The sequence below is a fragment of the Brevundimonas sp. genome (assembly GCF_029946145.1).
Taxonomy (GTDB): domain Bacteria; phylum Pseudomonadota; class Alphaproteobacteria; order Caulobacterales; family Caulobacteraceae; genus Brevundimonas.
In genome coordinates, this window is the sequence record NZ_JAQSDY010000017.1 from 116,745 (window position 1) to 140,073 (window position 23,329).

The 23,329-nt window shown below is 67.8% G+C and carries 23 protein-coding genes; 12 read left to right on the forward strand and 11 right to left on the reverse strand.

The window, feature by feature from the left end:
- The first annotated feature begins 20 nt into the window (after positions 1-20).
- Entirely contained in the window at positions 21-1,775 is a 1,755-nt protein-coding gene (locus PSV23_RS07715; protein ID WP_300467548.1) for a cisplatin damage response ATP-dependent DNA ligase, read from the forward strand.
- On the opposite strand, the gene PSV23_RS07720 is transcribed toward PSV23_RS07715, so the two are convergent.
- The gene (locus PSV23_RS07720) at positions 1,706-2,539 is read right to left on the reverse strand and encodes an AraC family transcriptional regulator (protein ID WP_300467550.1); all 834 of its coding nucleotides are present in this window, start codon (positions 2,537-2,539) and stop codon (positions 1,706-1,708) included. The two genes, PSV23_RS07715 and PSV23_RS07720, sit on opposite strands and share 70 nt — an antisense overlap.
- Positions 2,540-2,613: 74 nt before the next feature.
- The gene (locus PSV23_RS07725; protein ID WP_300467551.1) at positions 2,614-3,237 is read right to left on the reverse strand and encodes a hypothetical protein; all 624 of its coding nucleotides are present in this window, start codon (positions 3,235-3,237) and stop codon (positions 2,614-2,616) included.
- 91 nt (positions 3,238-3,328) lie between these two features.
- Here PSV23_RS07725 and PSV23_RS07730 point away from each other — a divergent pair, with 91 nt between their 5' ends.
- From PSV23_RS07730 to egtB, 3 genes are all read left to right on the forward strand, one after another.
- Positions 3,329-4,297: a mechanosensitive ion channel family protein gene (locus PSV23_RS07730; RefSeq protein ID WP_300467553.1), complete on the forward strand. Its 969-nt coding sequence runs from the start codon at positions 3,329-3,331 to the stop codon at positions 4,295-4,297.
- A gap of 2 nt (positions 4,298-4,299) precedes the next feature.
- Entirely contained in the window at positions 4,300-5,313 is a 1,014-nt protein-coding gene (locus PSV23_RS07735) for a low specificity L-threonine aldolase (RefSeq protein WP_300467555.1), read from the forward strand.
- Positions 5,314-5,429: 116 nt separating this feature from the next.
- Positions 5,430-7,589 carry an ergothioneine biosynthesis protein EgtB gene (egtB, locus tag PSV23_RS07740; RefSeq protein ID WP_300467557.1) on the forward strand — a complete coding sequence of 720 codons (2,160 nt, stop codon included), beginning with the start codon at positions 5,430-5,432 and terminating at the stop codon, positions 7,587-7,589.
- 58 nt (positions 7,590-7,647) lie between these two features.
- On the opposite strand, the gene PSV23_RS07745 is transcribed toward egtB, so the two are convergent.
- Positions 7,648-7,872 (reverse strand): general stress protein, encoded by a 225-nt coding sequence (locus PSV23_RS07745; protein WP_300467559.1) that lies wholly within the window; start codon positions 7,870-7,872, stop codon positions 7,648-7,650.
- 112 nt (positions 7,873-7,984) lie between these two features.
- Entirely contained in the window at positions 7,985-8,140 is a 156-nt protein-coding gene (locus PSV23_RS07750) for a hypothetical protein (RefSeq protein ID WP_300467562.1), read from the reverse strand.
- Positions 8,141-8,284: 144 nt separating this feature from the next.
- Here PSV23_RS07750 and PSV23_RS07755 point away from each other — a divergent pair, with 144 nt between their 5' ends.
- Positions 8,285-8,572 (forward strand): hypothetical protein, encoded by a 288-nt coding sequence (locus PSV23_RS07755; protein ID WP_300467564.1) that lies wholly within the window; start codon positions 8,285-8,287, stop codon positions 8,570-8,572.
- Positions 8,573-8,579: 7 nt separating this feature from the next.
- Here the strand turns inward: PSV23_RS07755 and PSV23_RS07760 are convergent, their stop codons facing one another.
- Positions 8,580-9,281, reverse strand: a complete 702-nt coding sequence (locus tag PSV23_RS07760) for an MBL fold metallo-hydrolase (RefSeq protein WP_300467566.1) — start codon at positions 9,279-9,281, stop codon at positions 8,580-8,582.
- Positions 9,282-9,475: 194 nt separating this feature from the next.
- Between PSV23_RS07760 and tig the strand changes: the two genes are divergently transcribed.
- From tig to PSV23_RS07780, 4 genes are all read left to right on the forward strand, one after another.
- On the forward strand, positions 9,476-10,819 hold the full coding sequence (gene tig / locus PSV23_RS07765; protein WP_300467568.1) for a trigger factor: 1,344 nt from the start codon (positions 9,476-9,478) through the stop codon (positions 10,817-10,819).
- Between the two features lie 80 nt (positions 10,820-10,899).
- Positions 10,900-11,871, forward strand: a complete 972-nt coding sequence (locus tag PSV23_RS07770) for a hypothetical protein (protein WP_300467570.1) — start codon at positions 10,900-10,902, stop codon at positions 11,869-11,871.
- A gap of 127 nt (positions 11,872-11,998) precedes the next feature.
- Positions 11,999-12,640 (forward strand): ATP-dependent Clp protease proteolytic subunit, encoded by a 642-nt coding sequence (locus tag PSV23_RS07775; RefSeq protein WP_300467572.1) that lies wholly within the window; start codon positions 11,999-12,001, stop codon positions 12,638-12,640.
- Between the two features lie 43 nt (positions 12,641-12,683).
- On the forward strand, positions 12,684-13,037 hold the full coding sequence (locus PSV23_RS07780) for a hypothetical protein (protein WP_300467574.1): 354 nt from the start codon (positions 12,684-12,686) through the stop codon (positions 13,035-13,037).
- Between the two features lie 482 nt (positions 13,038-13,519).
- Here PSV23_RS07780 and PSV23_RS07785 read toward each other — a convergent pair whose 3' ends face one another.
- Positions 13,520-14,167 (reverse strand): HAD-IB family hydrolase, encoded by a 648-nt coding sequence (locus tag PSV23_RS07785; protein WP_300467576.1) that lies wholly within the window; start codon positions 14,165-14,167, stop codon positions 13,520-13,522.
- A 188-nt stretch (positions 14,168-14,355) separates the two neighbouring features.
- On the opposite strand from PSV23_RS07785, the gene clpX reads away from it, so the two are divergent.
- A complete protein-coding gene (clpX, locus tag PSV23_RS07790; RefSeq protein WP_055832584.1) occupies positions 14,356-15,630 on the forward strand; it encodes an ATP-dependent Clp protease ATP-binding subunit ClpX in 1,275 nt (424 codons plus the stop codon).
- 350 nt (positions 15,631-15,980) lie between these two features.
- The gene (lon, locus tag PSV23_RS07795) at positions 15,981-18,377 is read left to right on the forward strand and encodes an endopeptidase La (protein WP_300467579.1); all 2,397 of its coding nucleotides are present in this window, start codon (positions 15,981-15,983) and stop codon (positions 18,375-18,377) included.
- A gap of 212 nt (positions 18,378-18,589) precedes the next feature.
- Here the strand turns inward: lon and PSV23_RS07800 are convergent, their stop codons facing one another.
- From PSV23_RS07800 to PSV23_RS07810, 3 genes are all read right to left on the reverse strand, one after another.
- Positions 18,590-19,285: a pirin family protein gene (locus PSV23_RS07800; protein WP_300467581.1), complete on the reverse strand. Its 696-nt coding sequence runs from the start codon at positions 19,283-19,285 to the stop codon at positions 18,590-18,592.
- An 80-nt stretch (positions 19,286-19,365) separates the two neighbouring features.
- Positions 19,366-20,451: a chorismate synthase gene (gene aroC / locus PSV23_RS07805; protein WP_300467583.1), complete on the reverse strand. Its 1,086-nt coding sequence runs from the start codon at positions 20,449-20,451 to the stop codon at positions 19,366-19,368.
- A gap of 9 nt (positions 20,452-20,460) precedes the next feature.
- Positions 20,461-21,186, reverse strand: coding sequence for a J domain-containing protein (locus PSV23_RS07810; RefSeq protein WP_300467585.1), 726 nt, complete (start codon positions 21,184-21,186; stop codon positions 20,461-20,463).
- Between the two features lie 85 nt (positions 21,187-21,271).
- Between PSV23_RS07810 and pdxH the strand changes: the two genes are divergently transcribed.
- On the forward strand, positions 21,272-21,946 hold the full coding sequence (gene pdxH, locus PSV23_RS07815; protein WP_300467587.1) for a pyridoxamine 5'-phosphate oxidase: 675 nt from the start codon (positions 21,272-21,274) through the stop codon (positions 21,944-21,946).
- Between the two features lie 4 nt (positions 21,947-21,950).
- Here pdxH and PSV23_RS07820 read toward each other — a convergent pair whose 3' ends face one another.
- Together PSV23_RS07820 and udk are read right to left on the reverse strand one after the other, a co-directional pair.
- Positions 21,951-22,580, reverse strand: coding sequence for a TetR/AcrR family transcriptional regulator (locus PSV23_RS07820; protein WP_300467589.1), 630 nt, complete (start codon positions 22,578-22,580; stop codon positions 21,951-21,953).
- A 70-nt stretch (positions 22,581-22,650) separates the two neighbouring features.
- The gene (udk, locus tag PSV23_RS07825; protein WP_300467591.1) at positions 22,651-23,298 is read right to left on the reverse strand and encodes a uridine kinase; all 648 of its coding nucleotides are present in this window, start codon (positions 23,296-23,298) and stop codon (positions 22,651-22,653) included.
- Positions 23,299-23,329: the final 31 nt, after the last annotated feature.

Sequence of the window (23,329 nt, forward strand, 5' to 3'; positions counted from 1 at the left end):
GGGCACTTACATGAGGTCCGATGCGCGCCTTCGCCGAATTGCTGGACCGACTGTCGCTGACGGCGTCGCGCAATGCGAAGCTGGTGCTGCTGCGGGACTATCTGCGGGTCACACCCGATCCGGACCGGGGCTGGGCGCTGGCGGCCCTGACCGGCGACCTGACCTTCGACGCCGCCAAGCCGGCGATGATCCGCAAGGCGGTCGAGGCGCGTGTGGATTCGGTGCTGTTCGGCTGGTCGTACGACTACGTCGGCGACCTGGCCGAGACCGTGGCGCTGATCTGGCCGCCGGATCCGGACCACCGGCCCAACCGCGAACCCGAACTCGCCGAGGTGGTCGAGGCCCTGCGCACCGCCGCGCGAGGCGAGGTGAAGGCCCTGCTGGAGGAGTGGCTGGACGCGCTCGAGCCCAAGGGGCGGTGGGCGCTGCTGAAGCTGATGACCGGCGGACTGCGTGTCGGCCTGTCGGCGCGTCTGGCCAGGACGGCGGCGGCGATGATGCGTCCCGAGGCGGTCAGCGAGCCGCCCGATCCTGAAGGCCATGAGGCCAGGACTCGGCTGGAGCCGGTCGACGTCTCGGAGATCGAGGAAATCTGGCACGCACTTGAGCCGCCCTACGCCGATCTGTTCGCCTGGCTGGAAGGCCGGTCCGACCGCCCCAACGGCGACGCCCCGGGGCGATTCCGGCCCGTCATGCTGGCGGTCGCCATCGACGAGGCCGTCGATTTCGCGCGCCTGGCGCCCTCGGACTACGCCGCGGAATGGAAATGGGACGGCATCCGCGTCCAGGCCGTGCGCGAGGGCGGGGTCCGGAAACTCTATTCCCGCACGGGCGACGAGATTTCGGGCGCCTTTCCGGACGTCATGGACGGGTTGGCCTTTGAAGGGGCGCTGGACGGGGAACTGGTGGTCTGGCGCGACGGAGAAGTGGCGCCGTTCGGCGATCTGCAGCAGCGGCTGAACCGCAAGGCGGTCGATGCGAAGACCATGGCGGCCTTTCCGGCGGCGATCGTCGCCTATGACATCCTGGCGGAACAGGGGGAGGACCTTCGGGCCCTGACGCTGCGGGAGCGGCGCACGCGGCTGGAGGCCATGGCCGGGTGGGGCGGGGAGCGGCTGCACCTGTCGCCGGTGGTGTCATATTCGAACTGGGACGACCTGGCCCTTCTGCGCGCCGATCCGCCGGTGGGGGCGGCGGCCGAGGGGCTGATGCTGAAGCGGTGGGACAGTCCCTATGTGGCCGGGCGGCCCAAGGGGCCGTGGTTCAAGTGGAAGCGCGACCCGCACGTCATCGACGCCGTCCTGATGTACGCCCAGCGCGGCCATGGAAAGCGGTCCAGCTTCTATTCCGACTACACCTTCGGGGTCTGGACGGAAGAGGGGCCGCTGACCCCCGTCGGCAAGGCCTATTTCGGCTTCACCGACGAGGAGCTGAAACAGCTGGACAAGTTCGTCCGCGACCACACGGTCGAACGGTTCGGTCCAGTGCGGTCTGTCCGGGCCGAGCGGGATTTCGGCCTGGTGCTGGAGGTCGCCTTCGAGGGGCTGAACCGGTCGACGCGTCACAAGTCGGGGGTGGCGATGCGCTTTCCCCGCGTCAGCCGCATCCGCTGGGACAAGCCGGCGCGGGAAGCGAACACCATGGCCGACGTCATGGACCTGCTCGACGCCATCGAGGGCGGCGGCGGACGGATCGCGACCCCGGCTCAGTCGGCCAGCGGAACCCAGAGCTCGAACCCGCCCAGGCCCGTGCCCGGGTCGAACGACGGGCCATAGTGTTCCAGCACGGGGCCGTCGCCGGCGGCATGGCCGGAGCTTGGGAGCCAGTCCGACCAGATCGTCGCCCAGGTGCGGGTAATGCTGGAAATATGGTCGGGCCGGGAAAAGACCGCATAGCGGCCGGCGGGCACACGGACGCTGGCGTAGCCTGACGACACGTCGCCGGCTCCGCGCACCTCGACGCCCGTGAGATAGTCCATGCCGCCGTCTTCATCGGTGTTGTGGACGACGCCCCAGACGGATTTGTCGACGCGGCCCGGCGTGGAGTCGATGTGAGGACCGAACTCCTGCCACTGCAGCGGAATGGCGGCCTTGTCGTCGCATTGATAGCGCCGCGACAGCCCGGTGATGAGACGTGCGGGGAAGACGTCGAGGCGCGGGGCCGCGAGGTTGGTCAGCAGGGTCGTGTCCATGGCGAGGGGTTCCGTAAGTTTGAGGTGACTGGTGGCGCGTCGGTCGCGAACGCTCTCGGGCGTGACCCCGAAATGATCGCGAAAGGCGCGTGTGAAGGCCTCATGGGAACCGTAGCCGGCGTCCAGGGCCACGCCGAGAATGTCCCCGGGGCGGCTGACGAGCGACCGCGCCGCCTCGGTGAGACGACGCGCCCGGATGTAGCGGACCACCGGCAGGCCGGTGGCCGCCCCGAACGCCCGCGTCAGGTGATGGCGCGAGACGCCCGCGGCCTCGGCGACATCGTCGAGGGTCACGTCCTGATGGAAATGGCTCTCGACATACCAGAGCGCTTTCTTGACCGGGTTCATCGGGTTCCTGCTGAGACCTCGGCCAGGTTACGGAAGGCGTCCGGGCTCCGCTTGATCGCGGTTGCTGCCCGGCGTCAGATGCGGTCGAGGCGGCGCCGCCACTCGGGATCGCGGTCGTCGGTCAAGCCGCACAGCTGCAGGAAGCCGATCACCGGGACTTCGCGACGGGGCTCGGCCTTCGCCAGAAACAGCTGCGGCGGCGCTTCGGCCCGCACGGTCAGCGGCAGCACGACCCACGATCGAGGGAAGGGCCGTACATCAATGTGGGGATCAGCTTTCAGGTGGGGACAGTACCGCAGCGAGCGGGCCGAACAGGCCTTGTGAAGGGGGGCGATGGCGCCGGCGTCGATCAGAATCCGGTCGTCCCCGATATCGGCGGGCAGGGCGCTTCCGCGTCCGGCCGCGCGCAAGGCTCCGGCGGCGAACGGATGCGCAACCTGGGTATAGCGATCCTCGGGCGTCGTCGGCTTGCCGCACATCGGGCACAGCATGTCGCGCACGGTCAGACGCTGCCGGACCGCGTGGTTCTGCGAATACAGCGGCTTGCCGTGGCCGGCGTTGTCGGCCTGGACGATCGCCAGCGCGCCGTTCACCGATGGACAGGGCCGCACGCCCAGCACCGGCTCGCCGGTCCAGCTGGTGACCCAGGGGACGTCGACGCCGACCTTGAGGGCCGACAGTTTCGCGGACTCGCTCATGCAGCCAGTCTAGGGCGGGGGAGCGGGACCACGAAGCCGGAAATGCAGCCTCCGGGGTTCCAAATCGGGACCGAGGCGTTAGACCCGGCTTATGTCTTCCCTCGTCGCTCCCCTGAACGAGGCGGTCGCCGCCGGCCAGAAAGCCGCCGCGGTCGACGCCGCCATGATCGCCAAGCTGACCGACATGGCCGGCGACTTCGCGATCAATCTGACCGTCGCGCTCATCATCCTGATCGTCACGGTTTTCGCCTCCCGCTGGGCGTGCGGGCTTACGCGCCGGGGGCTGTCCCGCCTGCGCGGGTTCCGCCACGACCCGACGGTGCTCAGTTTCGCCGTGCAGGTGGTGCGGGTGCTGGTCTACGTCATCGGCCTCATCGCCGTGCTGCAGCGGCTGGGCGTGCAGACGACCTCGATCATCGCTGTGCTGGGCGCGGCCTCGCTGGCGGTGGGTCTGGCCCTGCAAGGCACGCTGTCGAACGTGGCGGCCGGCGTGCTGCTTCTGGTTCTGCGGCCCTACAAGGTCGGGGACGTGATCGACATCGGCGGCGTGGCCGGCTCGGTCCAGCGCCTCGACCTGTTCACGACCCAGATGTCGAACGCCAACAACCACAAGATCGTGGTTCCGAACTCCAAGGTGCTGGGCGACGTCATCCTGAACCTGTCGGGTCAGCAAACCCGGCGGATCGAGATCAATTTCATGGTCGGCTACGGTGAGGACCTGAACGCCGCGCGCGCCGTTCTGGCCGACATCGCCGAAGGCCACGACAAGGTGCTGCCCGACCCCGCGCCCTGGACAGGCGTGACGGGTCTGCTCGACAGCGCGGTGCAGATCACGCTGCAGGCCTGGGTGAAGTCCGACGACTGGTGGCAGGTTCAGGCCGACCTGATGCAGGGCGGCAAGGAGGCGATAGACGCCGCGGGCATCGAGATTCCATTCCCGCACCAGGTCGCCGTTCCATACGGGGACGAGGACGTCATGCCGCTGGTAACGGTTCGCACCGGACGGAGGGCGACGCCTGGCGGCGCGGACGCCTCGGTTGATGATGGGGAAGAGGGCTGACGATGCGGTACGATTTCGGATCCGACAACACCGCCGGCATGGCCCCGGCCGCGTTGCGGGCGCTCATCGAGGCCAACGAAGGCTTCGCCCGGGCCTATGGATCGGACGACGTCACGGCGCGGGCCGGCGACCTGATCCGGCGACGGCTGGACGCGGACGCGGACATCCGCTTCGTCTTCTCGGGCACGGCGGCCAACGCCATCGCCCTGGCGATGCTGGCCTGGCCGCATGAGGCGGTGCTGGCGCATCACGCGGCCCACATCTGCACCGACGAGACCGGGGCGCCCGGCTTCTTCGGCTCGGGTGTGGGACTGATCGGCCTGCCGGGCTTTTCGGGCAAGATCGATCCGCTGGCGCTGCATGCCGCGCTGGACGAGCCGGAGGTCGGCCATCGCCAGCCGCCGGCGGCGCTCAGCCTGACCCAGTCGACGGAATACGGCGCGGTCTACACCGAGGAAGAGCTGCGCCATCTGATCGAACCGGTGAAGCTGAAGGGCTGCGGCGTGCATATGGACGGGGCCCGGCTGGCCAATGCAGCGGCGGCGGGCTTCGACCTGACGCAGATCGCGCGGCTGGGCGTGGACGTGCTGGTGTTCGGCGGGGCCAAGGCCGGGGCGAACTGCACCGAGGCCATCGTCATGTTCGACAAGAGCCTGTCGCGGCGGATCGACAACCGGCTGAAGCAGGCCGGACAGACAGCATCCAAGGCGCGTTTCCTGGCGGCGCCCTTCCTGGGCCTGCTGGAAACCAACGCCTGGGAGGATGGCGCCGCCCACGCCAATCTGATGGCCCAGCGGCTGGCCGCCGGCATCGCCGCGCGCTCGCCCTTCACCCTGGCCCATCCGGTCGAGGCCAACGCCGTCTTTGTGCGCATGCCCCCGGCGGCTCACCAGCGGCTGAACGACATGGGGTGGGCCTGCTATCGTTTCGATGACGGCTCGGTGCGGTTCGTCTGTTCCTGGGCCACGCGGGAATCGGCTGTGGATGAGGTCATCGAGGCCATCTCCACGCTTTAGGGCGGTGCGAGGCGCTTGAAGCTTCACGGAACGCTTCCTAACTCGGAACAAACCGGGACCGTGGGCCGTTCGAAGCCCGAGCGCCGGTCCGGCGTAAACAGCCAGGGGCGGACCAGATGAACGCGCCATCACGCATCCCGGACGGGATCGCCGGGAATCTGACCCGTTACCGGGAGGTCCGAGCGGCCATGCCCGGCCTGGCGGCCGGCCTCGGCCCCGAGGACCTGTCCGCCCAGTCCATGCCGGACTGCAGCCCCGGCAAATGGCATCTGGCGCACAGCAGCTGGTTTTTCGAAGCCATGATCCTGGGCGAGGAGCCCGGTTATCAGCCTGTCGATCCCTGTTTCCAGACCCTGTTCAACAGCTATTACGAAGCACTGGGCCATCGCGTGGAGCGCGGTGAGCGCGGGCTGATGACCCGGCCGTCGCTGGACGAGGTTCTCGCCTATCGGCGGGAGATCGACCGGCGCATGACGGCCTGGCTGGGGCAGGGGGATATGGACCCCCGGGGCCGCTACCTGTTCACCCTGGGCCTGCATCACGACCAGCAACACCAGGAGCTGTTCCTGATGGACCTGCTGAACCTCATGTCGCGCTCGCCGCTGGATCCCGCGGCGTATGAACGGGCCCCCCGGTTCAGCGATTGCGAAGCCCCACGCGGAGGCTGGACGCGCTGTGACGGCGGCCTCGTCGAGATCGGTCACGCCGGCGCGGGCTTCGCCTTTGACAACGAAGGCCCGGCCCACCGTGTCTGGCTGGAGCCCTACGCCCTCGCCAACGATCTGGTCACCAACGGCGACTGGATCGGCTTCATCGAGGACGGCGGCTATGCCCGCCCAGAGCTGTGGCTGGCGGACGGCTGGGCCGCGGTGAAGACGGAGCAATGGACCGCGCCCCTGTACTGGCGCGGCGAGGGGGGCTGCTGGACGCGGATGACGCTGACCGGCCGCGTCGAGGTCGATCCCGCCGAACCGGTCAGCCACGTCAGCTTTTACGAGGCCGACGCCTATGCCCGCCGGGCGGGCAAGCGGCTGCCCACCGAGGCCGAGTGGGAGCATGCGGTGCGATGCCGTCCCGACGCCTTCTCCAACGCCTTTGGCGAGGTGTGGCAGTGGACCGCCAGCGCCTACGCCCCTTACGCCGGCTTCCGGCCAACCGAGGGCACGGCCTCGGAGTACAACGGCAAGTTCATGGCCAATCAGATGGTGCTGCGGGGTTCGTCCTTCGCCACGCCCGAGAGGCATGCGCGGGTCAGCTACCGCAACTTCTTCTATCCAAATCAAAGGTGGGCGTTCATGGGACTGCGACTGGCCGACGACGCTTCGGCGCCGCTGACGCGAAAATCCGAGCCGGGCGAGACCGCCCGCTTCCGCCGGGATCTGATGGCGGGGCTTTCCCGGTCGCCCAAGGTCGCCTCGCCGAAATGGTTCTATGATGCCGAGGGTTCACGCCTGTTCGAGGCGATCACCCGGCTGCCCGAGTATTATCCGACCCGTCAGGAGGCGGCGCTGCTGCGGCGTGTGGCCCCGGAATGGGCGGGGCGGTTCGGGCCGGACGCGGCGCTGGTCGAGTTCGGATCCGGCGCCAGCGAGAAGACCCGGATCGTGCTGGATGCGGCTTCGGACCTGGCCGCCTATGTGCCGATCGACATCAGCGCCGACGCGCTGAACGCGGCCGCCCAAAGGATCGCCGATGCCTATCCCGCGCTGAAGGTCGCGCCCCTGGTGGGCGACTTCCTGCATCTGGGCGCCCTGCCGGCGGGGATTGGTCAGGGCCGGCGGGTCGGCTTCTTCCCGGGCTCGACCATCGGCAATCTGGAGCCGGACGAGGCGGTCGCCTTCCTCAGGGCCGCCCGCGCGCTGCTTGGCGACGATGCGCTGTTCATTCTGGGCGTGGACCTGGTCAAGGCTCCCGGAATCCTGATCGCCGCCTATGACGATGCGGCGGGGGTGACCGCCGCCTTCAACCGGAACCTGCTGGTGCGGGCCAATCGCGAACTGGGCGCGGATTTCGACGTCGACGCCTTCGCTCATCGCGCCGTGTGGAATCCCTCGGAGTCGCGGATGGAAATGCATCTGGAGGCGACGCGCGACATGGTGGTGAGCCTTGACGGCCAGAGGGTTATGTTTGTGCGGGGCGAGACCATCCACACCGAGAACTCGCGAAAATTCACCGAGGAGGCCGTCCGCCGGCTTGCCGGGGCCGCGGGATGGTCAGTCGCCGCCTTCGAGACGGGCGAGGCTCCCGCCGTGGCGCTGGCGCTGCTGGAAGCCTGAAACGAAAAAGGGACGGCGGCCCTGCGGGCGCCGTCCCTTCGATCGTCCTGATCGCCAATTAGTCCGGGGTCGAACCCGGCTCCCTCACCCGGGCGCCGTGGGACGCTTCTCCGCCCTTGCGGCCGGCCTGGGCGGCGAGACTGCGGTCCTGGGAGAAGCTGCGCTTCTCGCTCGGCACGCTGGCTCCGCCCTTGCGGGCGATCTCGCGCTGGCGTTCCGGATCCATCGAGGCGAAGCCCCGTTTGGACACGCCGGAGGCACGTGTGGGCTGACCTTGAGCCATCTGGGTTTCCTTTCGTGGCGACGGTGGCGGTTGCTGGACTGAACCCTTCCGCCCGCGTCCGGTTCCGGCGGCCCGGTCACGGAATTGCGAACGAATCACAGGGTTTGCGTCGTCATCCATAGGGACGAGCGTCGCCAGGCTCGCCGCCCGGGATATCCTGCTGTGGCATTTCCTCAGGGGTACTGCCGGGATCGAGGTCCGGTCCGGGGGTGTCGGGCGGCATGATCTCGGGCTGGCCCCCGGGGCTGTCGGGCTCGACATAGGTCATGAGCAATCTCCTCTTCTGCAGAGGAAACGTTCCGCGGCGGCACGCTGTTCAATCACGTTTCAGAATCGCGGCGGTTTGCCCGGAACCGGGGTGTGCGGCGGTGGTTTGACGGGCTCGACCCACACAGACCGCAGGAGCCCTTCCATGACCGAGACCTACACCGGCCCGACCAACGTCGAGGATATCGAGGACGATACCGACACCTCAACGGCGCTGGAACGTCAGGCCGACGCCATTCTCGCGAACGACGAGAACCGCAGCTTCGGCGCGCCGCCGCTGCGTCAGGCGGTGCGCGAGGACGCCGCGACGGCGCGCGACTGGAGCCGGAACCGGGTCGCCGGCTTGCGTGGGGCCGTCGAGGCGGAACCGGTCAAGGCCTCGCTTTACGCCCTAGGCATCGGCGTGGTGATCGGTCTTCTGGCCGCGCGCTAGGCCCGGGTCAGGATGGGCCGGACGCCGGGCGCGCGATCGGCGCCCGTCGCATCGCCTCGTCCGAGACGAACGGATTTGTGCGGCGCTCGGCCCCGAAGGTCGAGGTGGGGCCATGACCCGGCACGAAGGCGACGTCGTCGCCCAGCGGCCAGAGTTTGGTGGTGATGGCTTTCAGCAGGCTGGCGTGATCGCTGCGCGGGAAGTCGGTGCGGCCGATCGAGCCCTGGAACAGCACGTCGCCGACCTGGGCGAACCGCCCCGCCCGGTTGAAGAAGATAACATGGCCCGGCGTGTGGCCCGGACAATGGTAGACCTCCCAGGTGGTGTCCCCCAGCGTCAGCACATCGCCGTCGGCCAGCCAACGGGTCGGGGTAAAGCTGCGGGCGTCGGGCAGGCCGTATATCTGGCCCTGGGCCGGGATGCCGTCGATCCAGAACTGGTCGTCGGAGTGGGGGCCGATGATGTCGAGCCCGGTCTTTTCCTGCATCTCGGCCGCGCCGCCGGCGTGATCGAGGTGGCCGTGGGTGATCCAGATGGCGTCCAGGGTCAGTCCCTGCCTGGTCACGGCGGCCAGCAGGGCGTCCACCGAGGCTCCCGGATCGATGATCGCGGCCTTCAGGGTGGCGCGGCACCAGACGAGGGTGCAGTTCTGCTGCAGCGGCGTGACCGGGAAGACGGCGACGCCGATCGGGGCGGGGGAGGAGGTCATTCCCTCCAGATAGCCTGCCCGGGCCCGCACCGAAACCATCCCGCGGCCCGCGTCTCACGTTGACCTTTGGGACCGTCATCGACATAAGGGCGGGCTTCAAAGGCGCCGCCTCCAAAGGGCGGCCCTTGTTGCTTTACCCACACCGCGCAGCGCCTGCCTCAATGGCGCCGCCACAGAGCGTCAGAATCCCGGCCATGCAAGTTGTCGAAAAGTCCAGTGAAGGTCTCAGCCGCGTCATCGCGGTGACCATTCCCGCCGCCGAGCTGAACCAGAAGCTGGACGCCAAGCTGAAGGAAGTCGCGCCGCAGATGAAGCTGAAGGGCTTCCGTCCCGGCAAGGTCCCGATGTCGCACGTCAAGAAGACCTTCGGCCGCGACCTGATGGGTGAAATCGTCAATGATGCGCTGAACAGCTCGAGCCAGAAGGCCCTGGACGACGCCAAGGTGCGTCCGGCCGCGCCCGCCGAGATGAAGCTGACCTCGGACATGGACAAGGTCATCGCAGGCACGGAAGACCTGGCCTATGAAATGGCCCTGGAGGTCATGCCCGACTTCACCCCGACCGACATCAAGAAGCTGAAGCTGGAACGCCCGACCTATGAAGCGTCGGACGCCGATCTGGACGAGGCCCTGACCGAACTGGCCGGCCAGGCCAAGTCGTATGTCGAAAAGACCGGCAAGACCGTGAAGGCCGCCGACGGCGACGAGGTCACCATCGACTTCCTGGGCAAGCTGGACGGCGAACCCTTCGAGGGCGGCGCCGCCGAGGACACCCAGCTGGTGATCGGCTCCAACCGCTTCATCCCGGGCTTCGAAGAGCAGCTCAAGGGCGCCAAGGTCGGCGACGAGAAGGTCCTGAACGTAACCTTCCCGGCGGACTACCAGGCCGCCCATCTGGCCGGCAAGGCCGTGACCTTCGATGTCAAGGTCAAGGCCATCAAGGCCGAGGCCCCCGCCGTGGTCGACGAGGAATTCGCCAAGCGCATCGGCATCGAGTCGCTGGACAAGCTGAAGGAACTGCTGCGCACCAACCTGAACCAGCAGTACACGGGCGCCGCCCGCTTCAAGCTGAAGCGCGCCCTGCTGGACGCCCTGGACAAGGCCCACGACTTCCCCCTGCCGCCCAAGATGGTCGAGGCCGAGTTCGACGGCATCTGGCAGCAGGTCCAGGCCGACAAGGAAGCCGGCCGTCTGCCGGACGAGGACGCCAAGAAGTCCGAGAAGAAGCTCAAGGAAGAGTATCAGAAGATCGCCGAACGCCGCGTGCGCCTGGGTCTGGTGCTGGCCGAGATCGGCCGCGCCAACAACGTCCAGATCACCGATCAGGAACTGAACAACGCCATCATGAACGAGGCCCGCAACTATCCGGGCCAGGAGCGTCAGGTGCTGGACTTCTATCGCCAGAACCCGAACGCCGCCGCCCAGATGCGCGCCCCGATCTATGAGGAGAAGGTCTGCGACCTGATCTTCGACACGGCCAAGGTGACCGATACGCCGATCACCAAGGAAGAGCTGCTCAAGGAAGACGACGACATCTGATTGTATGATTGACGGCGCCCAACCTTGGGGTCAGGGTTGGGCGCCGTCCTCGACAATGCCGGCAGACCGGGAGTTGCGTGATGCTTGACTGGATGACGGCGGGCGCGATCGCGGTCGCGATGATGCAGCCCCAGAGCGCGCCGCCCGCCTCTGCGCCCCCCGTCCAGGAACCCGCCGCCCAGTCGGCCACGATCCTCGAGGACGTGGTGGTGGAACAGCGCCGGCTGGAGGAGTTCGTCCAGGACTTCGTGGGCCAGGTGGCCGCGCCCGCGCCCCGCCGGGGCCTCGCCCGCTGGCAGGGCGGCATCTGCGTGGGCGTCATCAACCTGCGCAACGAGGCCGGCCAGTATATCGCCGACCGCATCTCCCGGGTCGGCATGGATCTGGGCCTCACGCCCGGTGATCCCGGCTGCAAGCCGAACATCGTCGTCGCCTTCACCGCCGACGGCGCCGAACTGGCGTCGAGCCTCGTCGGCAGGAACCGGCGGGCGTTTCGCATGGGCGGATCGGTGAACCGCGACATCGTGGCGTTGCGCGCCTTCGAAACCTCGGATGCGCCCGTGCGGTGGTGGCACGTCAGCATCCCGGTCGACTCGGAAACGGGCGATCGGGCTATCCGGCTTCCCGGCGACGTGAACCCCTCCACGGGCCAGCCCTCCGCGCCGGTGATCTCCGTGTTCGCGGCCTCCCGGCTGAACAGCCAGATCCGCGACGACATGAACAAGGTCATGATCATCGTCGATGTCGACGGCATGGCCGCGACGAACCTGAACCAGCTGGCCGACTATCTGACCTTCGTCGCCCTGGCCCAGGTCGATCCGGACGCACAGACGGCCGGCTATGACACCATCCTGAACGTGTTCAACGCTCCGCAGAGCGTGGACGGGCTGACCGAATGGGACATGTCCTATCTGTCCTCGCTCTACCGCGTGCAGGACGCGCCCCAGCGTCGGGTCAATCCCGCGGCCCAGGCGACGAGCATGGCTTCGGACATGATCCGGGACAGGCGGGCCGCCCAGACCGCCGGCGAGCAGCCGGCCCCGCGGGAGTAGTCCGGCCGTTCGCGGGCGCGCGGTCATCGGCGCCCTCCGCCTTGCGTCAACGCTCTGGCAAGACGATATCCTGTCCAACAGGGCGGCGACCGATGAGTCGCGCCCGGAAACATCCGAGAAGGCCTGAATGCGCGATCCTATCGAACTGATGAACATGAACCTCGTCCCCATGGTGGTGGAGCAGTCCAGCCGGGGCGAGCGGGCCTTCGACATCTTCTCGCGCCTGCTGCGCGAGCGGATCATCTTCCTGACGGGTCCCTTCGAGGACAGCATGGCGTCGCTGATCTGCGCCCAGCTGCTGTTCCTGGAGTCGGAGAACCCGAAAAAGGAAATCAGCATGTATATCAACAGCCCCGGCGGTCAGGTGACCTCGGCGCTCGCGATCTACGACACCATGCAATACATCCGTTCGCCGGTTTCGACGGTGTGCATGGGCATGGCCGCCTCGGCCGGTTCGCTGATCCTCGCCGCCGGCGCCGCCGGCGCGCGCGTGGCCCTGCCGAACGCCCGCATCATGGTGCACCAGCCCTCGGGCGGCTTCCGGGGCCAGGCCTCGGATGTCGAACGCCACGCCGAGGACATCCGCTACACCAAGCGCCGCCTGAACGAGATCTACGTCCACCACACCGGCCGGACGTACGAGGAAGTCGAAAAGACCCTCGACCGCGACCACTTCATGAGCGCCGAGGAAGCCAAGACCTGGGGCATCGTCGACCACGTCTACGACCGTCGCGAACAGGCCGAGGGCGACGGCGTCAAGACGGTCTGACCGGACGTCGTCAGCAAGTTCGGGAGAGGGCGCGCCGTGACCGGTGCGCCCTTTTCTTTTGTGCTATCAGGCCGCCATGGAACAGACGCGCGAAACGAGCGGGACCGTCGAGGTCGACGGCGAGACCTATGAATGGGCGATCCGCCGCCAGCCGCGGCCGCTGGCCGGCGGCAAATGGGACGGCATGGCGTTGAGCCTGCGCCTGAAGGACTTCCCGCGCGAGGCGGTCGTCCTGTTTCCCATGCCGATGCGCCCCAATGGTCGGCCCGACATGGAGAAGCAGCGGGTCAATCTCGACAGCGTGCGCAACGCCGTGGCCGCCGCGATCGAGGCGGGCTGGAATCCCACCTCGCGCGGCAAGTCGATGGTGTTCGACGTGGACGCCGACGGCCGCTGACGGTCAGGTGGTCCAGGCTCAATTGACGTTCGTCGGTGAGGCCAACTCGTGGCACGGTTGCGAATTCGGCGTGCCAACCGTGCCACCGCGCCAAACCCCAAACGGCAGTGAAATCAGTTAGCGGTGTGACGCCTGATGTTCGGGGCGCTCCAACCGCGCCAGATTATCGGAAATTTGACATCTAAAGCGCCGCTGCCCGCCGCGCCCATCGCTGAATTTTTCAAAGACCTTGCCCCCTCACATGGGAGGAGGTGGTCGGCTGTCAAGGTCGTGAAAGGAATAAATTCCTAATCATGCATTGGGCGTACCGAGATTCGCGTTCGGCGGATGAACCGCGTAGCTTGAGCGTGCATGAGCACAGCCAGTCGCCTTTCACTCGTCCAACGGGCCAAGCGCAAAGCCTGAAACCTGAACGTAGGCTTGGTCAGTCTGTCGGTAGGTCAGGCGCTTACCGATCATTCCGAGCGAGGTCAGGATCGTGGTCAGGACCGTTCCTTGAACCGTCGGAAGCCGGCCTCGTCGGCGATGGCCAGCATTTCGGTGTCGCCGGTGGTGTCGCCATAGGCCGCGGCCAGTTTGACATCCTCGCCAAAGGCCGCGCGCAGACGCCGCACTTTTTCCTCACCCCGGCAGTTGGGGCTGGCGAAGGCGCCGGTGACGCGGTCGTCGGCGTCGAAGATCAGCGGCGTGCCCAGCAGGGCTTCCGCGCCCAGACGGCGGGCGAACGGCGCCACCGTCGTCTCCGGAGAGGCGGTGACGATGACCCGGTACGCGTCCCGCGCGCCCCAGTCCTTCCAGCAGGCGAGGGCGTCGTAGCGCAGGAAGCCCGGCCACACCTGGCCTGCGAAGGCCTCGGCGTCGGCCTCCAGCTGCGTCCGGGGGGTCCCCTTGAGGAATTCGCGCACCGAAGCGGCCTTCAGCCGGCCCCGGTCGCGATCCGCGACATAGGCCGCCAGGTCGGGCGCCATCCGCGCCAGACCCGCAAACCAGCCGCCCGAGCCAGCCCGCCAGCGCAGGAATTGGGTGAAGCTGTCGCGAACCGTCAGCGTACCGTCGAAATCGAAGGCGACGATGGCCTGATCCTTGCGAGGCGGCTGGCGAACCAGTGTGGGACTTCCCATGTCAGACATTCGCCGCGATCTCCTTCAACAGTGAACCGTCCGCTTCCTTCTCCGGCCACGCTTGGCCGGGGTTGTGGCGGGCGTCGGTATGGGTGATTGTCAATTTTTGAAGACCTTTGCGCCCATGTTCGGGGAATCAACGCGAAGGATGCGCGTTAGCCCCATATCGGGGTGAACCGCGGGAGTGAGAAGGCTCGATGACCAAAGCCGCCGGCACAGACGCCAAAAGCACGCTCTACTGCTCGTTCTGCGGCAAGAGCCAGCACGAGGTGCGCAAGCTCATCGCCGGGCCGACCGTGTTCATCTGCGATGAATGCGTCGAACTGTGCATGGATATCATCCGTGAAGAGCACAAAATCTCGTTCTCCAAGGCCAAGGACGGGGTTCCTTCGCCCAAGGAGATCCGTGAGGTTCTTGACGACTATGTGATCGGTCAAAGCCACGCCAAGAAGGTGCTGAGCGTCGCCGTCCACAACCACTACAAGCGGCTGAACCACGCGACGAAGAACAACGACGTCGAACTGGCCAAGTCGAACATCATGCTGATCGGGCCGACCGGCTCGGGCAAGACGCTGCTGGCCCAGACGCTGGCGCGCATCATCGATGTGCCCTTCACCATGGCCGACGCCACCACCCTGACCGAAGCCGGCTATGTGGGCGAGGACGTCGAGAACATTATCCTGAAGCTGCTGCAGTCGTCCGACTACAACGTCGAGCGGGCCCAGCGCGGCATCGTCTACATCGACGAGATCGACAAGATTTCGCGCAAGTCGGACAATCCCTCGATCACCCGCGACGTCTCGGGCGAGGGCGTGCAGCAGGCCCTGCTGAAGATCATGGAAGGCACCGTCGCCTCCGTGCCCCCGCAGGGCGGCCGCAAACATCCGCAGCAGGAGTTCCTGCAGGTCGACACCGCCAACATCCTGTTCATCGTCGGTGGCGCCTTCGCCGGCCTTGAGAAGGTGATCGCGGCGCGCGGCGACGGAGCCTCGATCGGCTTCGGCGCCAAGGTCAAGGAAATCGACGAGCGCCGCACGGGCGACATCCTCAAGGGCGTCGAGCCGGACGATCTGATGCGGTTCGGCCTGATCCCCGAGTTCATCGGCCGCCTGCCGGTTCTGGCGACGCTCGAGGACCTGGACGAGGAAGCCCTGGTCACCATCCTGACCGAGCCCAAGAACGCCCTGGTCAAACAGTACAAGCGCCTGTTCGAGATGGAGAACGTCGATCTGACGTTCACCGACGACGCCCTGATCGCGGTGGCCAAGAAGGCCATCACGCGCAAGACCGGCGCCCGCGGCCTGCGTTCCATCCTGGAAGGCATACTGCTGGAGACGATGTTCGAACTGCCCACCTTCGAGGGCGTCGAGGAAGTCGTCGTCAACGCCGAGGTCATCGAGGGCAAGGCCCAGCCGCTGCTGATCTATTCCGAAACCAAGTCCAAGAAGGCCGCGCCCGACAGCGCCGCCTGACCGGGACGCCGGAACGAAACGAGGGCGGGTCCGGCGACGGACCCGCCCTTTTTCATGCCCGCGACGATGCGGCGCGCCGCCATCGCCATCGGTGTGATTTCGCCTCCCTTCCGGCGTCGGGCCTCGCCCGGGCGGGCCGGGAGGGATCCGCGCGGGACGGTCAGCGTTAACCCTTGTGGATGGAAACGGGCCGCGCCAACCGGCAACGCTTGAACCCGGCGTGCGCGGAACCACATACTCAACCGAAGGCCGCTGAACGGCGGGCCGAGTCGGAACGGGGGAGCACAGGCGCTCCCAACGCCGGGGCGGCGGGTCCGAGATTACCGAGGACCCCTGTGAGAGTACGCATCATGTCCGAGACCAAAACCCTGCCCGTCCTGCCGCTGAGAGACATCGTCGTCTTTCCGCACATGGTCGTGCCGCTGTTCGTGGGGCGCGAGAAGTCCGTCAAGGCGCTCGACGAGATCATGAAGGGCGAAAAGCAGATCCTGCTGGCGACCCAGAAGAACAGCGTCGATGACGACCCCCAGGCCGACGCCATCTATCCGATCGGCGTTCTGGCCACGGTGCTGCAGCTGCTCAAACTGCCCGACGGCACCGTCAAGGTGCTGGTCGAGGGCAAGAGCCGCGCGCGCCTGACCAAATTCACCGACCGCACGGACTATTTCGAGGCCGAGGCCGTCGAGATCGCCGACGACCCGGGCGAGCCGGCCCAGTCGGAAGCCCTGCTGCGCGCGGTGATCGAGCAGTTCGAAAACTATGTGAAGCTGAACAAGAAGGTCCCGCCCGAGGCCCTCAGCTCCATTCCCCAGATCACCGACCCGTCCAAGCTGGCGGACTCGGTCGCCGCCCATCTGTCGGTCAAGATCGCCGACAAGCAGGGCCTGCTGGAAACCATCGCCGTGCCCGCGCGGCTGGAGAAGGTCTACGGCCTGATGGAGGGCGAGATTTCCGTCCTGCAGGTCGAGAAGAAGATCCGCTCGCGCGTGAAGCGCCAGATGGAGAAGACCCAGCGCGAATATTATCTGAACGAGCAGATGAAGGCGATCCAGCGCGAGCTGGGCGAGACCGACGACGCCCGCGACGAGATCATGGAGCTGGAGAAGCGCATCCGTAAGACGCGCCTGTCCAAGGAAGCCCGGATCAAGGCCGAGGCCGAGGTCAAGAAGCTGCGCAACATGTCGCCCATGTCGGCGGAATCGACGGTGGTGCGGAACTACCTCGACTGGCTGCTGTCGATCCCGTGGGGCAAGGCCAAGACCAAGCCGATCGACCTGGAGAAGGCCGAGGCCATCCTCGAGGAGGACCACTACGGTCTCGAGAAGGTCAAGGAACGGATCATCGAGTATCTGGCGGTGCAGTCTCGCACCAACAGCCTGAAGGGGCCGATCCTGTGCCTCGTCGGCCCTCCGGGCGTCGGCAAGACCTCGCTGGCCAAGTCGATCGCCAAGGCCACCGGCCGGGAATATATCCGCATGTCGCTGGGCGGCGTTCGCGACGAGGCCGAGATCCGCGGCCACCGCCGGACCTATATCGGCTCCATGCCGGGCAAGATCATCCAGTCGATGAAGAAGGTGAAGACCACCAACGCCTTCATCCTGCTGGACGAGATCGACAAACTGGGCGCCGACTGGCGCGGGGACCCGTCCTCGGCCCTGCTGGAGGTGCTGGATCCGGCGCAGAACAATGCGTTCGGCGACCACTATCTGGAGGTCGACTACGACCTGTCCAACGTCATGTTCGTGACCACGGCCAACAGCCTGAACATGCCCCAGCCCCTGATGGACCGGATGGAGATCATCCGGGTCAGCGGCTACACCGAGGACGAGAAGGTCGAGATCGCCAAACGGCACGTCCTGCCCAAGGTGACGGCCGAGAACGGGCTCACGCCGGCCGAGTTCATCGTGCCGGACAGCTCGATCCGTGACCTCATCCGCTACTACACCCGCGAAGCCGGCGTGCGGTCGCTGGAACGCGCCCTGGGCGGTCTGGCGCGCAAGTCGGTGCGCGAGATGTCGAAGAACAAGACCCTGTCGGTCACCATCGACGACGCCAAGCTGGCCGAGTTCGCCGGGGTTCGTAAGTTCCGCTACGGCGAGACGGACGAGGAGGATCAGGTCGGCATCGTCACCGGCCTGGCCTGGACCGAATTCGGCGGCGAGATCCTGACCATCGAGGCGATCAAGATGCCGGGCCGCGGCCGCATGACCGTGACCGGCAACCTGAAGGAGGTGATGAAGGAGTCCATCTCCGCCGCCGCCTCCTACGTCCGGGCCCGGTCGCTCAGCATCGGCGTCAAGCCGCCGGCGTTCGAGAAGACCGACATCCACGTGCACGTGCCGGACGGCGCGACGCCCAAGGACGGTCCCTCGGCGGGCGTGGCCATGACGGTCGCCATGGTCTCGGTCCTGACCGGCATCCCGATCCGCAAGGACATCGCCATGACCGGCGAGATCACCCTGCGCGGCCGGGTCACCGCCATCGGCGGCCTGAAGGAGAAGCTGCTCGCGGCCCTGCGCTCGGGCATCAAGACGGTGCTGATCCCGGAAGAGAACGAGAAGGACCTCGCCGACGTGCCCGACAATGTGAAGTCGGCGCTGGAGATCGTCCCGATCAAGACGGCCGACGAGGCCCTGAAATGGGCCCTGACCGGTACGCTTACCCCGGTGGAATGGGATGAGGCGACCGATCCGCTTCCCACCGCCCCGCCGGTTCAGGACCCGGGCACGGTCGTCGCCACGCACTGACGGTCCGAGCGCCAAACAAAAGGACGCCGCCCCGGGTGACCGGGGCGGCGTTTTCCTTGCCCTTCTCCCCTCGGGGGAGAAGGTGTCAGGCGAAGCCTGACGGATGAGGGGGCTGGCGGCGTGAGCCCGGCTGGCGAGGGAGATGGGTCTGGCATCCCCCTCATCCGAGCCGCTTCGCGGCCCACCTTCTCCCCCGGAGGGGAGAAGGGACGCTACAGGCTATCCACCATCACCAGCTCCGCATCCGCCCTGGCCGTGATGGTGATCTCGGCCTCGTCCCTGATGGCGGCGCCGTCGCGGGCGTTCAGCGGCACGCCGTTGACCTCGACCTCGCCGACGGCGGGGACCAGATAGGCGTGGCGGCCTTCGGCGAGGCTGTAGGTGAGGCTCTCGCCCGCGTTCAGCGTCGCGCCCAGCACGCGGGCGTCGGCGTTGATGGTCAGGGCGTCGTCCGTCGGATCGCCGGAGGCCAGGACCGAGAATTTGCCGGTCCGGTCGTGCTTCGGAAACACCTTGGCGCCCCAGCTGGGCGGCGCGCCGCGCACATCGGCCTCGATCCAGATCTGGAACAGGGTGGTGGTCTCGTCCTCCAGATTGAACTCGGAGTGACGCACGCCCGTGCCCGCGCTCATCACCTGGACGTCGCCGGCGCCCGTGCGGCCCTTGTTGCCCAGCGAATCCTCATGGGTGATGGCCCCCGTGCGGACGTAGGTGATGATCTCCATGTCGGCGTGGGGGTGCGGCGGAAAGCCGGACTTGGCGGCGATCTCGTCGTCGTTCCAGACGCGCAGCCGGCCCCAGCTCATGCGGGCGGGGTCGTAGTAGTTGGCGAAGGAGAAATGGTGTCTGGCGTTCAGCCAGCCGTGGTTGGCGCCGCCGAGGCTGTTGAAGGGTCTGACGTCGATCATTGGGGATGCTCCCGGGACTCCGAGGGTTATGAACCTCGCTGACGCCTATATAAGCAACAGTGTTGGTGGCTGAAAGGGGGTCAGCCGATCTGGGCGCGATGCCGCAGCAAGGCGTCCGCCAACAGACAGGCCGCCATGGCCTCGACGACCGGCACGCCGCGCAGGGCGACGCAGGGGTCGTGCCGGCCTTTCGTGCGCAGATCGGTCTCGGCGCCGTCGCGGGTGATGGTCTGGCGCGGCGTCAGGATGGAGGAGGTGGGCTTGAAGGCGATGCGGGCCGTCAGGGGCTGGCCGGTCGAGATGCCGCCCAGCACGCCGCCGGCGTGGTTGGACAGGAAGACCGGCAGGCCGTCGTCGCCCATCCGCATCTGGTCGGCGTTGTCCTCGCCCGACAGCTCGGCCGCGCCGAAGCCCGCGCCGATCTCGACGCCCTTGACGGCGTTGATCGACATCATCGCCGCCGCCAGTTCGGCGTCCAGCTTGCCATAGACAGGCGCGCCCCAGCCGGCGGGAATTCCGGTGACCTCAAGCGCCACGACGGCGCCGATGGACGACCCGGCCTTGCGGACGCCGTCGAGATAATCCTCCCACGCCGGCACGACTTCAGCGGAGGCCGCGAACAGGGCGTTGTCATGGACGGCGTCGAAATCGACCGCCTCGGCCGCGATCCGGTGCGGCCCCAGCTGGACCACGCCGGCGCGGATGCGCACGCCGTCGCCCAGAACCCTGCGCGCCACCGCCCCCGCCGCGACCCTTACGGCCGTCTCGCGCGCCGAGGACCGGCCGCCGCCGCGGTGATCGCGCACGCCGTATTTGGCCTGGTAGGTATAGTCCGCGTGGCCGGGCCGGAAGGCGCGGGCGATCTCGCCATAGTCCTTCGAGCGGGCGTCCTCGTTGTCGATCTGGATGGCGATGGGCGTGCCGGTGGTGACCGGGCCGTTTCCGTCATCGAACACGCCCGACAGGATCCGGGCCGTGTCGCTCTCCTGCCGCTGGGTGACGAACCGGCTGCCGCCGGGCTTGCGCCGGTCCAGCCAGGGCTGAAGGTCGGCCTCGGTCAGGGGGATCAGGGGCGGACAGCCGTCGATGACGCAGCCGATCGCCGGCCCGTGGCTCTCGCCCCAGGTGGTCACGCGAAACAGATGGCCGAAGGTGTTGTGCGACATCCGGCGACGCTAGGCCGCCAGCCGGTCCGGCGTCCAGACGCGCGTGAAACGCACCAGCAGGTCCTCGGCCGCCGACGGCGCGTCCTCGGACGGCTCCAGCATGACGAAAAGATGCCCCCGCGGCCGCGCGCCGCGCGCGGGCAGGCCCAGCCCCTTGAGGCGCAGCCGCAACGGCTGATGGCCGCCGACCAGCCAGGCCGAGCGCGGCCCGGCGTGGGTTTCGATCTCAAGACGGCCGCCGTCCTCCAGCAGCCGGCGGGGGACCGGGCAGGTCATATACAGGTCGTCCCCGACCGCGCTGAGCCGTCCATCGCCGCGCACGAGAACGGGCAGGTAGACGTCGGCGCCGGCCTCTCCCGCCGCCTTGAGCCGCAGATGCTCCCCGCTACGAAGGCCGGCGGGCACCCTGACGCGAAGCTTGCGGCGGCCCAGCCGCACCTCGACCCGGCCGCCGTTCAGGGCCGCGTCCGGGCTCAGGCCGACGACGGGCAGGGCCGGCGCGGACCGCAAGGGCGCGGCCAGGGCCAGCGGAGCGGTCTCCTGCTGGATCAGGCGCCAGGCGGCGATCACCTTGCGGAAGCGGGCCTCGCCGCCGCCCGGCGTATCGGGCCGCGCGGCCTTGACCGCGGTGCGGAACGCGGCCCTCAGGGCGTCGTTGTCCGCCGGGCCGGTCAGGCCGAGCAGGGCGTAGGCCTCGCGGGTCGAGGCGACCTCGGAAAGGGAACGGGCGCGCATGCCGCCACTAGGCGCGACATACGGTCAATGCCCGGTTAACCGTGAAGCTCTCGCCCCCTGGCGCCGGATGCACTATCTGGGTCCCATGACCGCACCCGTGATCCCGTCCAGCCCGACCCGCGAAGACTATGCCCGCGACTACGCCGCCGCCCTGGCCGCGAACGGCGACGAGACGATCTTCGACCGTTCCGAGCCCATCGCCCCGTTCATCGAATGGCTGAACGACGCCACGGCGACCGAACCCAACGACGCCAATGCCATGGCCCTGTCCACCGTCGATGGGAAGGGTGCGCCCGACAGCCGGATCGTCCTGTTGAAGGACGTCGATACGCGCGGGTTCACCTTCTATTCGAACGCCGAAAGCGCCAAGGGCGAGCAGCTGGCCGGGCAGCCGCAGGCCGCGCTTCTGTTCCACTGGAAGTCCCTGCGACGTCAGGTTCGCGCGCGCGGGCGGGTCGAGCCGGTGACCCCGGCCGAGGCCGACGCCTATTTCGCCAGCCGGGCGCGCGAGAGCCGTATCGGCGCCTGGGTCTCGGACCAGTCCCGGCCGCTTGCCGACCGCGCGACGCTTGAGGCTGCCGTGGCGCGGGAAACGGCGCGGTTCGAGGGCCATGAGGTGCCCCGTCCCGAGCGCTGGACCGGCTGGCGCCTGGTCCCGGACCAGGTCGAGTTCTGGCGCGACCGGCCTTTCCGGCTGCACGACCGCCTGCGTTTCGACCGGGACGGCGACGGCTGGACCCGGACCCGGCTTCAGCCGTGATACGTCAGACGCCGTAGCGGGCCAGGAAGGTCTCCACCGCGTCGGCGGCGATCTGGTCCACGGCGCGGACAGGCATGACCTCGTCCCCGGTGACCAGGGGCATGAAGAAGACGGGATGTTCGATCATCCCCATCAGCTGGCCCGCCGCCCAGGATGTCCGTTCGATGCGGAGTTCGCCCCGCTCGACCAACTCGCGCAGGGCGTCGATCAACACCTTGCCGAAGTCGGCCTTGCCACGGTCAAAGAACGTCATGGCCACATCCCGAAACCGCGGCCGCTCGGCCATGACCAGACGGAACACCGAGCGGATGAACGGGTCGGCCATGAAGCCGGCGTAGGTGACGGAGAAATGGGTCAGCCGCTCGCGCGCCGGTCCGTCGACCGCGCGAACGCGCCGCATCAGGCGGTCGAAATCCAGGGCGGCGTCCTCGATCACGGCCGCAAACAGCTCGGCCTTGCCGTCAAAAAGGGCATAAAGGGTGGCGGTTGAGACTCCGGCGTCGCGGGCGATGGGTTCGATCCTGGCCCCGGCGTAACCGTCTGCCGTGAAGGCCCGTCGCGCGTGCCGCAGGATGGTCTCGCGCTTCGGATCGGAGGGGGAGGGTTGGACCGCCGGGGCCTGCATGAAATTCATTGCTCGCTGAAGCGGCCAAGGTGGCCCGTCATGGGACAGCGAGCAAGAGGGAGCGAGCCGCTCCGGACAATCAGCGGTCGAGCAGGGCCGCCAGCAGCGGATGGGCCAGCACCGGCGCGGCCAGCCTGACCACGGCCTGCGGGTCGTCCAGCCGCACCGCGGCGGTGGCGTCGGCCACCACGAAATCGGCGTTCAGGCGGGATGGCTCGGTCAGCCGCTCATGGCCGGGGCGGACGGTCGCCAGATACTGGTCGATGACGGAGTCAGCGGTGCGTCCACGTTCGGCCTGATCGCGCAGAAGGCGGCGGATGAACCGGATGTCGGCCGGCGTGTCCACGAACACCCGGATGTCGAACAGGCTGACCAGGTCGGGCGTGCACAGGACGTGCGTGCCCTCGACGATGACCACCTCGGCAGCCGCGACGGCCTCGCCGCCCGGCTCGCGACCGTGGCGAATGAAGGAATAGATCGGCGCCGTGATTCCCCCGCCGGCCTTCAGCGTGGCCAGGTCCCGGATCATCAGCTCGTGGTCGCGCGCGGCCACGTCGTCGAAGTCGAAGGTGTGCGGGTCGAAGTCCGGCAGGTCCGCCGCGTCGCGGTAGTAGGAATCCTCGCGCAACAGCACGGCGCTGCCGTCCGGCAGGGCGGACACCAGAGCCTCGGCCAGGGTGCTCTTGCCCGAGCCGGAGCCCCCGGTGATGGCGATCAGGATGGACATGGGTCGCTTCTAGGGCCGCGCGGCCGGTTTC

Bases quoted from the DNA above. Each gene is read 5' to 3' on its own strand.
- PSV23_RS07715 (WP_300467548.1), top strand. From the start codon at position 21: ATGCGCGCCTTCGCCGAATTGCTGGACCGACTGTCGCTGACGGCGTCG.
- PSV23_RS07720 (WP_300467550.1), bottom strand. From the start codon at position 2,539: ATGAACCCGGTCAAGAAAGCGCTCTGGTATGTCGAGAGCCATTTCCAT.
- PSV23_RS07725 (WP_300467551.1), bottom strand. From the start codon at position 3,237: ATGAGCGAGTCCGCGAAACTGTCGGCCCTCAAGGTCGGCGTCGACGTC.
- PSV23_RS07730 (WP_300467553.1), top strand. From the start codon at position 3,329: ATGTCTTCCCTCGTCGCTCCCCTGAACGAGGCGGTCGCCGCCGGCCAG.
- PSV23_RS07735 (WP_300467555.1), top strand. From the start codon at position 4,300: ATGCGGTACGATTTCGGATCCGACAACACCGCCGGCATGGCCCCGGCC.
- egtB (WP_300467557.1), top strand. From the start codon at position 5,430: ATGAACGCGCCATCACGCATCCCGGACGGGATCGCCGGGAATCTGACC.
- PSV23_RS07745 (WP_300467559.1), bottom strand. From the start codon at position 7,872: ATGGCTCAAGGTCAGCCCACACGTGCCTCCGGCGTGTCCAAACGGGGC.
- PSV23_RS07750 (WP_300467562.1), bottom strand. From the start codon at position 8,140: ATGACCTATGTCGAGCCCGACAGCCCCGGGGGCCAGCCCGAGATCATG.
- PSV23_RS07755 (WP_300467564.1), top strand. From the start codon at position 8,285: ATGACCGAGACCTACACCGGCCCGACCAACGTCGAGGATATCGAGGAC.
- PSV23_RS07760 (WP_300467566.1), bottom strand. From the start codon at position 9,281: ATGACCTCCTCCCCCGCCCCGATCGGCGTCGCCGTCTTCCCGGTCACG.
- tig (WP_300467568.1), top strand. From the start codon at position 9,476: ATGCAAGTTGTCGAAAAGTCCAGTGAAGGTCTCAGCCGCGTCATCGCG.
- PSV23_RS07770 (WP_300467570.1), top strand. From the start codon at position 10,900: ATGCTTGACTGGATGACGGCGGGCGCGATCGCGGTCGCGATGATGCAG.
- PSV23_RS07775 (WP_300467572.1), top strand. From the start codon at position 11,999: ATGCGCGATCCTATCGAACTGATGAACATGAACCTCGTCCCCATGGTG.
- PSV23_RS07785 (WP_300467576.1), bottom strand. From the start codon at position 14,167: ATGTCTGACATGGGAAGTCCCACACTGGTTCGCCAGCCGCCTCGCAAG.
- clpX (WP_055832584.1), top strand. From the start codon at position 14,356: ATGACCAAAGCCGCCGGCACAGACGCCAAAAGCACGCTCTACTGCTCG.
- lon (WP_300467579.1), top strand. From the start codon at position 15,981: ATGTCCGAGACCAAAACCCTGCCCGTCCTGCCGCTGAGAGACATCGTC.
- PSV23_RS07800 (WP_300467581.1), bottom strand. From the start codon at position 19,285: ATGATCGACGTCAGACCCTTCAACAGCCTCGGCGGCGCCAACCACGGC.
- aroC (WP_300467583.1), bottom strand. From the start codon at position 20,451: ATGTCGCACAACACCTTCGGCCATCTGTTTCGCGTGACCACCTGGGGC.
- PSV23_RS07810 (WP_300467585.1), bottom strand. From the start codon at position 21,186: ATGCGCGCCCGTTCCCTTTCCGAGGTCGCCTCGACCCGCGAGGCCTAC.
- pdxH (WP_300467587.1), top strand. From the start codon at position 21,272: ATGACCGCACCCGTGATCCCGTCCAGCCCGACCCGCGAAGACTATGCC.
- PSV23_RS07820 (WP_300467589.1), bottom strand. From the start codon at position 22,580: ATGAATTTCATGCAGGCCCCGGCGGTCCAACCCTCCCCCTCCGATCCG.
- udk (WP_300467591.1), bottom strand. From the start codon at position 23,298: ATGTCCATCCTGATCGCCATCACCGGGGGCTCCGGCTCGGGCAAGAGC.